The sequence below is a fragment of the Caldibacillus thermoamylovorans genome (assembly GCF_000751775.1).
Taxonomy (GTDB): domain Bacteria; phylum Bacillota; class Bacilli; order Bacillales; family Caldibacillaceae; genus Caldifermentibacillus; species Caldifermentibacillus hisashii.
The window spans coordinates 1-14841 of record NZ_CCRF01000005.1; the positions used below are offsets into that span (position 1 = coordinate 1).

The following is a 14841-nucleotide window of genomic DNA, read 5'->3' on the forward strand; positions in this document are numbered from 1 at the left end:
TCTTGCTGGAATTTTTTACATAAATAATTTTGAAATTAAATGATGGAGATGATTGGGAATGAGTCATGAAGAGTTAAATGACCAATTAATTGTTCGGCGTGAAAAGATGGAAGAATTACGTGCAAAAGGGATTGATCCTTTTGGTAAACGTTTTGATAGAACACATAGTGCGATGGACCTCAAAAATGCCTATGGCGAAATGGAAAATGAAGAATTAGAAAGTAAAGAAATACGTGTCCAATTAGCGGGACGGATTATGACAAAAAGAGGTAAGGGGAAGGTCGGTTTTGCCCATATTCAAGATGTGACCGGACAAATTCAAATCTATGTCCGTAAAGATACCATTGGCGACGACCAGTATGCTATTTTTAAGACAGCCGATTTAGGAGATATAGTCGGAGTAAAAGGGATTGTATTTAAAACACACGTGGGTGAATTATCTATTAAAGTGGATGACTTCCAAATTCTAACAAAGGCTTTACGCCCATTACCTGATAAATTCCATGGGTTGAAAGATGTCGAACAACGATATCGTCAACGGTATTTGGATCTTATTGTAAACCCGGAAAGTAAAGACATTTTTGTTACCCGCAGCAAAGTAATTCAATCGATTCGCCGATTTTTGGATAATAAAGGGTACCTTGAAGTAGAGACACCAATGATGCACACCATTCCGGGCGGGGCTGCTGCACGTCCGTTTATTACCCATCATAATGCATTGGATATTGACTTATACATGCGTATTGCCCTTGAATTACATTTAAAACGACTTATTGTCGGCGGACTGGAAAAAGTGTACGAGATTGGCCGTGTGTTCCGAAATGAAGGTGTTTCGACCCGACATAATCCGGAATTTACGATGCTTGAACTATATGAAGCATATGCAGACTTTCATGATATTATGAATCTGACGGAAGATATGATTGTTCATGTTGCTCAAGAAGTGTTAGGCACGACAAATATCCAATATGGTGAATATAATGTTGATTTAACACCAAAATGGAAAAGAATCCATATGGTCGATGCCGTTAAAGAATATGTAGGGGTTGACTTTTGGCAGGAAATGACTGTGGAAGAAGCACGTATCTTAGCTAAAGAACATGGGATAGAAATCACTGAACATATGGAAGTTGGTCATATTATTAATGAATTCTTTGAGCAAAAAGTGGAAGAAAAACTGATTCAACCGACATTTGTCTACGGTCATCCTGTGGAGATATCACCTTTAGCGAAGAAAAATGCAGACGACCCTCGTTTCACGGATCGTTTTGAATTGTTCATCGTTGCTCGTGAACATGCGAATGCATTTACAGAATTAAATGATCCGATTGATCAAAGAGAAAGATTCGAAGCCCAAGTGAAAGAACGCAGCCAAGGAAATGATGAGGCCCATGTAATGGATGAAGATTTTATCGAAGCATTGGAATACGGGATGCCTCCAACAGGTGGACTTGGGATTGGTATTGATCGTTTAATCATGTTCTTGACGAATGCACCTTCCATCCGGGACGTATTGCTCTTCCCAACTATGCGTCAACGATAACAAATAATTTAAATCAGGCTGCCTTCGATGAGATCAATAGAAGGTGGTCTTTTTTAATATTTTTTTCAACTGAATAGCCGCTTATTTAGCTAAATAAAATAGATAAAGATCCTATGATTAATCTAAAGTTCATGGTATGAGTTAAATTATTGTAGGCAGAATGATTTATTTTATCCCCCTTTTGGTGAATGAAAGTTAGGGCATTCACTTATCGATTTACTGACTTTATATCCTATATGCTATAATGAAATAAATGAAAAATTTAGACAAGATTTTTTAATTTGGATGGCGCCTTACATGGAAGTAGTTTGCCAATAAGGGCGACCGGAATATTTGCTGTCGGTTTTGGCACGGCGGATAAATTGATGGATCCAGATCTCCGGGGAGAGGAGACTCAGGAGTTTTCGTTTATTATTTTTGAAAGCGCCTAACTTTTAAAAAATAAAGGATGAGTGTGTATGGTAACTATTTCTGATGTGGCGAAACTGGCACATGTTTCAAAAATGACTGTATCAAGAGTTATTAACCACCCAGAACAAGTCAGTGATGATTTGAAAAAATTGGTTTATGATGCAATGGAAAAGTTAAACTATGTACCGAATTATGCCGCGCGTGCACTGGTATCGAACCGTACTCAAGTAATCAAGTTCCTTATTTTGGAAGAAATGGATACAACCGAACCTTACTACATGAACTTATTGGCCGGAATTGCCAAAGAATTAGACAGGAACTACTATAGTTTCCAGTTGGTTACACGGAAATCGATGGATATTGGCCAGTGTGATGGTATGATTGCTACAGGCGTCCGCAGTTATGATTATGATACAATCTTAAAGGAATTCTCTAAGCCGATTATTTTGTTTGGCCAAAGTGACAGAGGGTATGATTTTATCGATGTGGACAATGAAAAAGGTATGCGGCTTACGACTAGGCACGTAGTTAGTTTAGGATTCGAAAAAATTTACTTTTTCGGAATTGATTTACAGGAACCGTTTATGTCTGCAAGGCTGAAAGGTTATTTGGATACGGTTAACTCATATGGATTACCAAATTATTTGTACAGGATGAAAAACAGTTCGAGAGTAGCCGAAAGAAATGCGAAAGAAATCTTGTCCAATTGGAAAGAAAAATGTGCATTTGTTTGTGCGAGTGACCGGATTGCCCTAGGTGTAATCAGGGCTGCGCAGTCATTGCAGTTACAGATTCCCGATCAGGTTGCGGTTACAGGATTTGACGGCGTTTTTCTGGACCGGATTTCTTCTCCTCATATTACAACAATTCGTCAGCCGGTTGTCGAGATGGGGGAAGCCTGCGCCCGTATGCTGTTAAAAAAAATTCAGGAAGATGGCAAGTCACAAGGGCATCGGTTTTTTGAACCTGAACTGCTCGTGCGTCCGTCAACAGTTCATGTATAGGGCGGCCTCCGAAACAGGCTGCTTTTTATTTTCTATCATCAAAGCCATGTCGGATAAAGGTGAAAAGACTGCGATATGAAAAAACCGGGTTGTTGCCCGGTTTTTAAAATATTTACCGAAAGAATATTTCATCCAATCTTCGTCATTCACTTGTCAAGACTAAAAGCAGGTAATGCGGTAAGCCGGTGAGCAGTATGGCCTCTTGTTAAATTTTGTTACCGCTAACATGAACATAACAGCTGTTATTCAATTATAGGAGATGGTACGCTAAAAGGAGTATGGAGTTAATCAGGGTAATGTTGATGAGATCCGAATATTTATGCTTATTTTCTCACATATTATGCATACATACTAGAATGAATGTGTCCATCAATCGAAATTAACTATTTTCAGCGGTCTTTCGTAGCCTATTTTATATGGGGATGTTTGCATAATATTTATAGAATGAAGCGACTCTTATTGTTACCATGGTTTACTTCATCAAAACAACTAAGGTGAGGAGGAACAATCATGGAATTAGCCGGAATTTTTCACCATCCATTCAGTGCGGATGCATATGTATATGACAAAGAAACGATGCATCTGAAGTTACGTACAAAAAAGAAGGATATTGCCGAAGTTCTACTTATTTGGGGTGATCCTTATTTATTTAAAAAGAATGAATCAGGGGAATATCACTGGCAGTATGAACAGCTAACAATGACAAAGGTTACAGAAACGGAAGCACATGATTACTGGTTTGCAGAAGTAAGACCACCGCATCGCCGCTTACAATATGCTTTTTTACTTACCGACCTGGATGGCAATCACATTTTTTACGGCGGTCGTGGCTTTTATCCGCCAAATGAAGATACACTAAATGTTCCTGATTATTATTTTAAATTTCCCTTTATGCATGGAACGGATATGTTTAAAGCACCGGAATGGGTTAAGTCAACGGTTTGGTACCAAATTTTCCCTGAGCGATTTGCAAACGGAAACCCGGATATCTCCCCGAAAAATGCTTTGCCTTGGGGGAGTAAAGACCCTGGCGTAAACGACTTTTTTGGCGGGGACTTGCAGGGGATTATCGACCATTTGGACTATTTGAGTGACCTTGGGATTAATGGGATTTATTTGACACCGATTTTTGAGGCACCATCCAATCATAAATATGATACGATTGACTATTTTGCCATCGACCCGCATTTTGGAGACAAGGAAACCTTCCGCAAGCTTGTGAAAGAGGCACACAAACGGGGGATTCGGATTATGCTCGATGCCGTATTCAATCACATTGGAAAAAACTCGAAGCAATGGCAGGATGTATTGAAAAACGAAGAAAACTCAATATATAAGGATTGGTTCCACATCCATTCTTTCCCGGTTCGTGAAGGAGAAAACGGCAATATTGACGGGCAAGATACACTCTCCTTCGATACATTCGCTTTTACAACGAGCATGCCGAAACTCAATACAGCCAACCCGGAAGTACAAAAATATCTACTTGATATTGCAACTTATTGGATTCGGGAATTTGATATTGACGGTTGGCGACTCGATGTGGCCAATGAAGTTGACCATACTTTCTGGAAAACTTTTCATCAGATGGTGGTAAAAGAAAAACCGGATCTTTTTATTCTCGGTGAAATATGGCATGATTCTTGGCCTTGGCTTTTAGGCGATGAATTCCATTCCGTGATGAATTATCCGTTCACACAGACGATTAGTGAATATTTTGTGGAAGAAAAAATATCTGCGGAAAAAATGATGTATAGCATCAATCAACAGTTTATGCATTATATGAAGTCAAACAATGAAGTCCTGTTTAATATGCTCGACAGTCATGATACACCGAGAATTTTGACCAAATGCGGCGGTGATAAACAAAAAGCTAAACTTGCCCTTGCATTTATGTTCGCACACACTGGAACGCCATGCATTTATTACGGGACAGAAGTCGGCATAGATGGCGGCGCTGATCCACTCTGCCGAAAATGTATGGTGTGGGAGGAAGACAAACAGGATCACGACATGCTCACCTTTATGAAAAAACTAATCCGGTTCCGTAAAGATTATCAATCGACATTGACATACGGCGATCTGATCTGGCTGAAAAATGAAAACGATAAAGAAGTGATCTGCTTCTTACGGAAAGACAAAAACCATACGTTACTATTTGCCTTTAATCGGTCCGCGGCGGAACAGTCCATTCCATGGAGTGATCTGAATGTGGATAATTCAAACTCTGTCAAAAATATTTGGGAAAATAAACCCGTTCAGGAAGATATACTTGTGCTTGCTCCTAAGCAATTTACTATTTTGGAAATAATAAATTAACTTTTCTCTATCTTGACGGCAGGTCTTGTGAAGTTTCTTATCCTTCAGTCAAGTCGAAGAAACCCCACTGACGGTAGTTTCCTAAAACAGCTGCTCTGCTCTCACCTAAGGGTTAGGCAGTCGCAGAGTTTTTATATCCTAACTCTACCAGACGATTGAAAGTGGGGTTATATTTTGTTAACGGTAACAGGGAAATTAACGTTGTAAACGTTTCCTGACGTCAACTATAATGAGGTTGTAATAAAAAAGGGAGGTTAAAAAAATGAAAGTGTTAAAGAAGCTGTTTGTCCTCACACTAATTTTTAGTATTACTTTTGCTTTATCCGCATGTGGAGGAAAGAAAGAAACAAACGACAATTCCTCTTCAGATAGCGGTGGCAAAAAAACGCTCACCGTTTCCGTTGAAGAAAAATATGCAGACTATATTAACAGTATTAAGGGAGATTTTGAAAAACAAAATGATGTCACTGTAAAAATTGTGAAAAAGCCAATGTTTGAACAGCTTGAAGCTCTTCCGCTTGATGGGCCGGCAGGAAAAGCACCGGATGTTATGCTTGCTCCTTATGACCGTATCGGCGGGCTTGGTCAACAGGGTAACTTACTTGAACTTAGCAAGGAAGATGTAAGTGCTTTTGACGAAAAAGATCAACAGCAAGTCACAATGGATAATAAATATTACGGTGTCCCATTTGCTATCGAAACACTTGTACTCTATTACAATAAGGATCTAATCTCTTCACCTCCACAAACTTTTTCTGACCTCGAAGAACTGGCAAAGGACAGTAAATATGCTTTTGAATCCGAATCCGGCAAAAATACTGGTTTTCTAGCAAAATGGACAGATTTCTACTTTAGCTATGGACTATTGGCTGGTTACGGTGGTTATGTCTTTGGAGATAATGGAACAAATACGAAAGATATTGGTTTAAACAATGAAGGTTCCGTGGAAGCTATTACCTATGCGACACACTGGTTTCAAGATATATGGCCAAAAGGGATGAAAGATGTCAAAAGTTCCGGTGACTTTGTAACGGAAGTATTCACTAAAGGTAACGCAGCAGCTATTATTGACGGACCATGGTCGGCTGAAAATTTCAAGAAGGCAAACTTGAATTTCGGAATAGCCCCAATCCCAACACTTCCAAATGGCAATGAATATCAACCGTTTGCAGGAGGAAAAGGCTGGGTCGCCTCCAACTATACAAATGAACCGGAATTGGCAAAAAAATGGATTAATTATGTAACAAATGAAGATAACAACTACAAGTTCTTTGAAGAATATAATGAAATTCCGGCAAATCCAGCTGCCCGTGAAAAAGCAGCAGGCACAGATAACGAATTGGCAAAAGCCGTCATCGAACAATATAAATCTGCTCAGCCAATGCCAAATATTCCTGAAATGGCCGAAGTTTGGACCGGCATGGAATCAATCATGTATGACGCCGCTTCTGGAAAGAAAACACCGCAAGAAGCAGCCGATGCAGCTGTAAAAATTATTAAAGACAATATTGCTCAGAAGTATTCTAAATAAAAATTTTATTCCACTCCAGATGGGGTTTTCCCCATCTGGCTTTCAAATTAGCAAGTTTAATGGAAATGAGGTACAAAAAATGGAAATCGATCAAAATAAGCTGAAGAATGTCCGTAAAGCCGGTTTATATTCCTTGATTCCTGGCCTCGGTCAGTTTTACAACAAACAGCCTTTTAAAGGAGTCATCTTCATAGCAATATTTCTTCTTTTCGTCTTCCAAATGGCTATTGCTGGTATTCCGGCTTTAACTGGTTTTATCACATTAGGGACAACGCCGCGGGTTGATCATTCACTATTTTTGCTTATAAAAGGTTCATTGCAAATCATTGTCATTCTATTGTTTTTTGTATTTTATTTTTTGAACATCTATGATGCGAGACGTGTAGCTACAATATGGAATGTGAAAGGAAAAGCCAACACCACGGCCAAAGCTATTTTAAAAAATGCTTGGGATTCGGGTTTTCCTTATTTATTAACAATTCCGGCCTATCTTGCTATGACGTTTGTTATCATATTTCCTGTACTAGTAACTTTATTTACCGCTTTTACCAATTATGATTTTTATCATATTCCGCCATTCAAGTTGATTGACTGGGTCGGACTAAAAAACTTTTTAAATATTTTTTCTCTCAGTTCGTATCGTGAAACTTTTACAAGTGTGTTCAGCTGGACAATCATTTGGACATTATGTGCCACAACCGGTCAAATTGTGCTTGGGATATTAACAGCGATTGTGGCCAACCAAGATTTCATTAAAGGCAGACGTTTGTTCCGGATTATCTTTTTACTTCCATGGGCGATACCCGCATTCATTACCATCATGAGTTTTTCCAATATTTTTAACGACAGTATCGGTGCCATTAATACCCAAGTTATTCCAGCAATTAACCACCTGTTATTTACAGATATTCCGGCGATCTCTTGGAAAACAGATCCGTTTTGGACGAAAGTAGCTTTAATCATAATCCAAACATGGCTTGGTTTCCCATATATTTTTGTAATGGTTACAGGCGTTTTACAGTCAATACCAGGGGATTTATATGAAGCAGCACGGATTGACGGTGCAAATTTCTGGCAAAAGTTTTGGAGGATAACATTACCGATGATTTTGTTTGCAACTGCGCCAGTTCTGATTACACAGTACACTTTTAACTTCAATAACTTCTCTATTATTTATCTCTTTAATAATGGCGGACCAGGCAGTGTCGGTTCCGGAGCGGGGTCAACTGATATTTTAATTTCCTGGATTTATAAACTGACAACCGGTACCTCACCGCAATACGCAATGGCAGCCGCGATTACGCTAATGATTTCTTTTATTGTAATTGGCGTCTCGCTAATCGCCTTTAAGAAAACGAATGCATTTGGCAATGAGGAGATGATGTAACATGGGAGAGTTCATGAAAAGCCAAAAATTTGCCCGCTTTTGCAATCGGTTTTTCACATATGCATTTTTATTATTATTAAGCTTGATTATTATTTATCCATTGTTAATTACCGTTTCCACAGCTTTCAGGGAAGCGAATATTGTTTCTTTCCAGTTGGATTTACATTCTAACTGGACGCTGGATAATTTTCGCGAGCTGTTTACAAATACGTTGTATAAAAATTGGTATATAAATACGCTCATTATTGCAGTTGCCACAATGGTACTTCAAGTCGTAATTGTGACGCTTGCCGGCTACACTTACAGTCGTTACCGTTTTAAGGGTAGGAAATACAGTTTAGTCTTTTTCCTGATTATACAAATGGTTCCAACGATGGCTGCATTAACGGCATTCTATGTATTGGCAAATATTTTAAATGCCTTGGATACTTACTGGTTTTTAACGCTCCTTTATGTCGGTGGCGGAATTCCAATGAATACATGGTTGATGAAAGGATATTTTGATACTGTACCGCGTGATTTGGATGAATCAGCAAGAATCGATGGTGCGGGGCATTTAAGAGTATTTTGGCAAATCGTCCTTCCGCTTGTAAAGCCAATGCTCGCCGTTCAAGCGCTTTGGGCATTTATGGGTCCTTTCGGGGATTTCTTGTTAGCAAAATTTTTGCTCAGGACACCGGAACATTTAACAGTTGCAGTTGGGCTGCAACAGTTTATTTCCAATCCAACTGATCAAAAAGTGACCTTGTTTGCTGCAGGTGCTTTTTTAGCCGCCCTGCCGATTTGTATTTTATTTTTCTTCCTGCAAAAAAACTTTGTGTCCGGACTGACTTCCGGTGGCACAAAAGGGTAGTTATTATCCCTTGATGAATCTTTTAAAAAGTGTGGGGTTATAGATGGAACAGATTCAAAGATTCCCTGTCAACTATTTTGCAAATATATTTTCACCGGTAAAAATGTATCGGCACAGAGGAGATCTTGGTTGGTTGAAAATTGCGCTCGTGTTTATTTTCTTAAACGCTTGCCTGATTGCACCGCTCTCATTATCTTTTGCTCGTACGGAAAGTTTTGAGTTAGGAAAAATCATGCCAAATTTATATGAAGCGGTCAAGACCGGTTATTCCGGCCCGGCTGTTAACATGAAGATTAACAATGGCATTCTTCAAGCTCAAGCCTATGAATTGGTTGACGGGGATACACTTATTTCCATTAATGCAAACAAGGATTTTTCTGTTTCCGGTGATCAGTATCATAAAAAAGTTGATCATTATAAAAATGCACTCGTTTTTCAAAAAAACCGGCTGATCTTGACTGACGAAAACGGGTTTGGCTTTTCGGTACGCTATCCGCAAAATAACGCAGGAAAAAAAGTTCACAGTGGAGACGATCTTGCCGCTTTTGCAGGAGAGCTCTGGTTTCAGCAATTCAAAGTTAACCTCATTCCGTTAATTTCAGGTTCCATGTTGGCCATGCTCTTTTCAAGTAATTTTGTTTTAATGGGTGCGGTGTCTCTTATACTTTGGTTGACAAAGTTTTCAAGTTACTCCGGTATCCAAACTTTTAAACAGGCAGCAACCATAACAATGTTTGCTGCAGGATGCCCTTCAATTCTAGCCATGATTGCCGGCTTTGCAGGTGCTAATATTACTGTGCTATTAATGATTCAATCTTTAGGGATTGTTATTATCATTGCATTTATCTTTTTTAGGACTAAGTTTTTATCAGAAGAAAGTATGAATTAATCAGATGTTGATAAGGAGGCCCTTTTATGTATTACAACCGGCTTTTTGATGTGGATGAATGGACATTAAAAACTACACAGCTTCACCGGGAACATATTCGACTGCAAGAAAGCCTCACCTCTTTGGGTAACGGCTATATGGGTATGCGCGGCAATTTTGAAGAGACTTATTCCGGTGACCATCACCAAGGAACCTATATTGCAGGGATATGGTTTCCCGATAAAACTAGGGTTGGCTGGTGGAAAATCGGTTATCCGGACTACTTTGGCAAAGTCATCAACGCTATCAACCTTGTTGGGTTACGTATATGGATTGATCAGGAAGAAATTGATCTATTTATTGATCACCTTGAACAATTTCAACTAGAACTTGATATGAAAAAAGCAGTTTTGCGTCATTCCTACATTGTCAAAAAGCCCGGAAAAATGGTCAAAATTGAAATAGAACGTTTTTTCAGCATTGTTCATAAAGAAATTGCGGCTATCCGGTTCCGTGCAACGAATCTTGGAAAACCGGCTACCATCAAGTTGATGCCGTATTTGGATGGAAATGTAAAAAATGAAGACGCGAATTATGATGAGATGTTTTGGACGGACATCCATTCCGAAGTGAACGAAAAGCGGGCAGCTGTTATTACGGAAACGATTGAAAACCCGTTCGGTGTTCCCCGTTTTACTGTTGCAGCTACGATGGGATGCAGAACGGATGCAATTTTGACTACCCATCAAGCAAAGCCGTTATATGCTGAACAAATTTATGAAAAAGAGTTAAGGGAAAACGAATCTCTTCACTTAGAAAAAATTATTGCTGTTACAACAAGTAGAGACTATGAAAAAGAGCTATTGTTATCCCGTGCGTATGAATTACTCGACCAAGCATTAGAAAGCGGGTATGAAGAATTATTCCAAGAACACGCGGCAGCATGGCAAAAACGATGGGATAAAGCTGATGTCCGTATTGTTGGAGATCCGGAAGCACAGCAAGGCATCCGCTTCAATTTATTCCAACTCTTTTCCACCTATTATGGAGATGATCCAAGATTAAACATTGGTCCAAAAGGTTTTACCGGTGAAAAATACGGAGGTGCCACTTATTGGGATACGGAAGCGTATGCTGTGCCGATGTATCTTTCTGTCGCATCTCCGGAAGTAACGAGGAACTTGCTGCTTTACCGTTACAATCATCTTCCGCAAGCTTACGAAAATGCGAAAAAACTCGGGCTCAAAGGTGCTCTATATCCAATGGTCACATTCACAGGGATTGAATGTCACAATGAATGGGAAATAACTTTTGAAGAAATCCACCGAAATGGCGCAATTGCGTATGCGGTTTATAATTATGTTAATTATACCGGGGATAAGGAGTATATTAACCAATATGGAATTGATGTCCTAGTTGGGATCAGCCGCTTTTTTGCCGACCGAGTTCATTTCTCGGAACGAAAGCAAAAATACATGATTCATGGTGTAACTGGACCGAATGAATATGAAAACAATGTTAACAACAACTGGTATACAAACCGGATTGCTGTCTGGACGCTTAAATTTACAATCGCATCACTCGATAAAATTGGAAAAGATAAAAAAACGGCGCTTAATATTACGGAAAAAGAACTGACCAAATGGCGTGATATTATCGACCGGATGTACTTTCCGTATGATGAAAAACTCGGTATTTTTCTACAACAGGATGGTTTTTTAGACAAGCCGATTCAACCGGTCAGTGCCATACCGAGAGAAGATCTACCACTCAACCAGCATTGGTCTTGGGACCGTATTTTGCGTTCTTGCTATATTAAGCAGGCCGATGTACTACAAGGATTTTATTTCTTTAATGATGAGTTTACAATGGAAGAGAAGCAGCGGCATTTTGAATTTTACGAACCGTTAACCGTCCATGAATCGAGTCTTTCCCCTTGTGTCCATGCTATTTTAGCTGCTGAACTCAGGAAAGAGGACAAAGCGGTGGAGCTGTATAAACGGACATCTCGCCTCGATTTGGATAACTATAACCATGATACAGAAGACGGGCTGCATATTACGTCGATGACCGGAAGTTGGCTCGCAATCGTCCATGGTTTTGCTGGTATGCGTACGTTCAATGAAACATTGTCTTTTGCCCCATTTTTACCAAGAATTTGGGATGCGTATGCATTTAAAATTAATTACCGGAATCGTCTCCTAGAAGTAAAAGTAAACAAAAAGCACGTAACGGTTTCCTTGCTTGAAGGGGAACCACTCGAATTAAAACTATTTGGGGAGCCTATCTATTTAACAAATACCGATACGAAGGAGTATGTGTGACCTTGATAGAATGGTGGAAAAAAGCAGTTGTCTATCAAATTTATCCTCGCAGTTTCTATGATACAAACGGCGACGGAATTGGTGATTTGCAAGGAATTATTGAAAAGTTGGATTATTTAAAAGAACTTGGCATTGACTGTATTTGGATCAGTCCTGTGTACGACTCCCCACAGGATGACAATGGTTATGACATCCGCGACTACCGCAAGATTGATAAAATGTTCGGGACAAACGAAGACATGGACCGGCTGCTTGCTGAGGCCCACGCACGGGGTATTAAAGTAGTCATGGACCTCGTCGTTAACCATACATCTGATGAACATTTCTGGTTTGTGGAAAGCAGGAAGTCAAAAGATAATCCGTATCGCGATTTTTATTTCTGGAAGGATCCAAAGCCGGATGGTTCCCCGCCAAATAACTGGGGATCGATGTTTTCCGGTTCCGCATGGGAATATGATGAAAAAACCGGGCAATACTATTTGCATTATTTTAGCAAGAAACAGCCTGATTTAAATTGGGAAAATGAAAAAGTTCGGAAAGAAGTATATGATTTGATGAAATACTGGATGGACAAAGGGGTCGATGGCTGGCGAATGGATGTTATCGGTTCTATTTCGAAATTTCTCGATTTTCCCGATTATGAACTTCCTAAGGGCCAAAAATACGGTGTTGGCAAATACCATGCAAACGGTCCTCGTCTCCATGAGTTTATCCAAGAGATGAACCGTGAAGTGCTGTCAAAGTATGATTGTATGACTGTCGGTGAAGCAATCGGATCCGATGTTGAAATCGCCAAAATGTACACAGGTGCCGACCGCCATGAACTGAACATGATTTTCAACTTTGAACATATGGATGTTGATACAATGCCGGGCAGTCCGGCGGGGAAATGGGCATTTAAACCATTCGATCTGATTGAATTAAAGCAAATACTCTCCCGCTGGCAGTATGCACTTTCGGATACAGGATGGAATGCGTTATATTTTGAAAACCACGATCAGGCACGTGTCGTGTCGCGTTGGGGAAATGATACAAACTACCGCATTGAGTGTGCCAAAGCGTTTGCAACGATTTTACACGGGTTAAAAGGAACGCCTTTTATTTATCAAGGGGAAGAAATCGGAATGGTAAACGCTAAGTTAAAGTTAGCAGAATATGACGATATTGAAATACGAAATGCCTACAGAGAACTTGTTGTGGAAAATCAAATAATGTCGGAGGACGAATTTTTAACAGCCGTCAGGAAAAAGGGACGCGATAATGCACGGACGCCGATGCAGTGGGACGACACTCCGCATGCCGGCTTTACAACTGGAACGCCATGGTTGAAGGTGAATCCCCGTTATCCGGAAATTAACGTTACCAAAGCACTTGCTGATCCGAACTCGATTTTTTATTACTATCAATCGTTAATTAAGTTGCGCCATACATATGATGTGTTTGTGGACGGACGGTATGAATTGTTATTACCAAATCATCCCTACTTATACGTGTATACGCGAGAAAATGAGTCGGAGAAATTGCTCGTCGCCGCCAATATCAGCGAGCATACGGTAAGTTTTGAAAAACCTGAGGGAAATTGGGGCTTGTTGCTTGGAAACTATGATGATACGGAAAACAGTACATTATTCCGCCCATACGAAGCTGCAATTTATTATATGGAGAAATGAACGGAGGGGTTGTTCCTAAAATGATGACAGGATGAGGAAAGAGTGCAGGAGCTTCTCCCCAAGCCAGGAATTCTTCAATGTCACATGTTGTTCCTGATTTATGAAGGGGACAGTGCGAGGCCGCTGAGGAAGTGCGAAATAATTCTGCTAAACATCGTATTTAGATGTATTTCTGTGTTTTATCATACTAAATATTGTATTAGTAAATCTATTCAAATAGTTTCGGTGGCCTCGAACAGTAGGGGTGACATCAATTTGTGAAACGTTTAATAAGTGGGCTGTTCTTGAAATGATGACAGGAACAGCCCCTCTTACACTTTCTACGATCGGTTTCGGTTTAATTAAATTAAAGCACTTGGGAATCCTTCTTCAAATTTAGTATCGTTGCATACATAAACTCCAAGATTTCAGGAGTGCTTTCACTTTTTTATGTATTTTTCTCAAAAAACGGTGATTAAACAAAAACTGATAAAACAAAAATATGGTTGATGCAAAAAGGCCTATTGAAAAAAATATCCACTACTTATATCTATTAGGAACAAAAATTGTGCTTTTTGTATATGATTTATAGAAATATTGGCTTTTTGAGTGGTAACCATAAATATGATTAGCACCCAAAAAGGTTTTATGGAAAAATTTTAGCCAATATATTTATCAAGACACAATGTGTTGTGATCTGAGCGTTAGTTTTTTTATAAAAGGGGCTTTTTGGGCGGTAACCTAAATATAATATAAATTAGTGATTTCAGAAAAAAAGAACTTTAATTGTTCTATTGCAAATATATTTTAATCGTGTTAAATTATAATACGTTGTTCAATAAATGAAAGCAAGTCACTAAGATGCTTGGTATCTTGTAAACCTAATTTTGCTGTTATGAAAGACAGAAAAATTAAAGACTACTATATTATTTCAAATGCAGTGCTTTAAATG

At 39.3% G+C, this 14841-nt stretch carries 9 protein-coding genes; all 9 read left to right on the top strand.

Annotated features, from left to right (window positions below; genetic code table 11):
* The first annotated feature begins 58 nt into the window (after positions 1-58).
* The 9 genes from lysS (at position 59) to BT1A1_RS00445 (ending at position 13910) form a co-directional block, all read left to right on the top strand.
* The gene (lysS, locus tag BT1A1_RS00405) at positions 59-1543 is read left to right on the top strand and encodes a lysine--tRNA ligase (RefSeq protein ID WP_034766924.1); all 1485 of its coding nucleotides are present in this window, start codon (positions 59-61) and stop codon (positions 1541-1543) included.
* Between the two features lie 458 nt (positions 1544-2001).
* Positions 2002-2958, top strand: coding sequence for a LacI family DNA-binding transcriptional regulator (locus BT1A1_RS00410; protein ID WP_034766929.1), 957 nt, complete (start codon positions 2002-2004; stop codon positions 2956-2958).
* Positions 2959-3468: 510 nt separating this feature from the next.
* Positions 3469-5277 carry an alpha-glycosidase gene (locus BT1A1_RS00415; protein WP_034766932.1) on the top strand — a complete coding sequence of 603 codons (1809 nt, stop codon included), beginning with the start codon at positions 3469-3471 and terminating at the stop codon, positions 5275-5277.
* Positions 5278-5539: 262 nt separating this feature from the next.
* Positions 5540-6808, top strand: coding sequence for an extracellular solute-binding protein (locus BT1A1_RS00420; RefSeq protein ID WP_034766934.1), 1269 nt, complete (start codon positions 5540-5542; stop codon positions 6806-6808).
* 79 nt (positions 6809-6887) lie between these two features.
* The gene (locus BT1A1_RS00425) at positions 6888-8195 is read left to right on the top strand and encodes a carbohydrate ABC transporter permease (protein ID WP_034766936.1); all 1308 of its coding nucleotides are present in this window, start codon (positions 6888-6890) and stop codon (positions 8193-8195) included.
* Position 8196: 1 nt separating this feature from the next.
* The gene (locus tag BT1A1_RS00430) at positions 8197-9048 is read left to right on the top strand and encodes a sugar ABC transporter permease (RefSeq protein ID WP_033826347.1); all 852 of its coding nucleotides are present in this window, start codon (positions 8197-8199) and stop codon (positions 9046-9048) included.
* A 43-nt stretch (positions 9049-9091) separates the two neighbouring features.
* Positions 9092-9937 carry a DUF1189 family protein gene (locus BT1A1_RS00435; protein WP_034766939.1) on the top strand — a complete coding sequence of 282 codons (846 nt, stop codon included), beginning with the start codon at positions 9092-9094 and terminating at the stop codon, positions 9935-9937.
* 26 nt (positions 9938-9963) lie between these two features.
* Positions 9964-12240, top strand: a complete 2277-nt coding sequence (locus tag BT1A1_RS00440; RefSeq protein WP_034766941.1) for a glycoside hydrolase family 65 protein — start codon at positions 9964-9966, stop codon at positions 12238-12240.
* Between the two features lie 2 nt (positions 12241-12242).
* On the top strand, positions 12243-13910 hold the full coding sequence (locus tag BT1A1_RS00445) for a glycoside hydrolase family 13 protein (protein WP_034766943.1): 1668 nt from the start codon (positions 12243-12245) through the stop codon (positions 13908-13910).
* Positions 13911-14841: the final 931 nt, after the last annotated feature.

What these genes read in the sequence shown, in the direction of transcription:
- BT1A1_RS00415 (WP_034766932.1), top strand. Translation starts at nt 3,469, where the DNA reads ATGGAATTAGCCGGAATTTTTCACCATCCATTCAGTGCGGATGCATAT.
- lysS (WP_034766924.1), top strand. Translation starts at nt 59, where the DNA reads ATGAGTCATGAAGAGTTAAATGACCAATTAATTGTTCGGCGTGAAAAG.
- BT1A1_RS00420 (WP_034766934.1), top strand. Translation starts at nt 5,540, where the DNA reads ATGAAAGTGTTAAAGAAGCTGTTTGTCCTCACACTAATTTTTAGTATT.
- BT1A1_RS00440 (WP_034766941.1), top strand. Translation starts at nt 9,964, where the DNA reads ATGTATTACAACCGGCTTTTTGATGTGGATGAATGGACATTAAAAACT.
- BT1A1_RS00430 (WP_033826347.1), top strand. Translation starts at nt 8,197, where the DNA reads ATGGGAGAGTTCATGAAAAGCCAAAAATTTGCCCGCTTTTGCAATCGG.
- BT1A1_RS00425 (WP_034766936.1), top strand. Translation starts at nt 6,888, where the DNA reads ATGGAAATCGATCAAAATAAGCTGAAGAATGTCCGTAAAGCCGGTTTA.
- BT1A1_RS00435 (WP_034766939.1), top strand. Translation starts at nt 9,092, where the DNA reads ATGGAACAGATTCAAAGATTCCCTGTCAACTATTTTGCAAATATATTT.
- BT1A1_RS00410 (WP_034766929.1), top strand. Translation starts at nt 2,002, where the DNA reads ATGGTAACTATTTCTGATGTGGCGAAACTGGCACATGTTTCAAAAATG.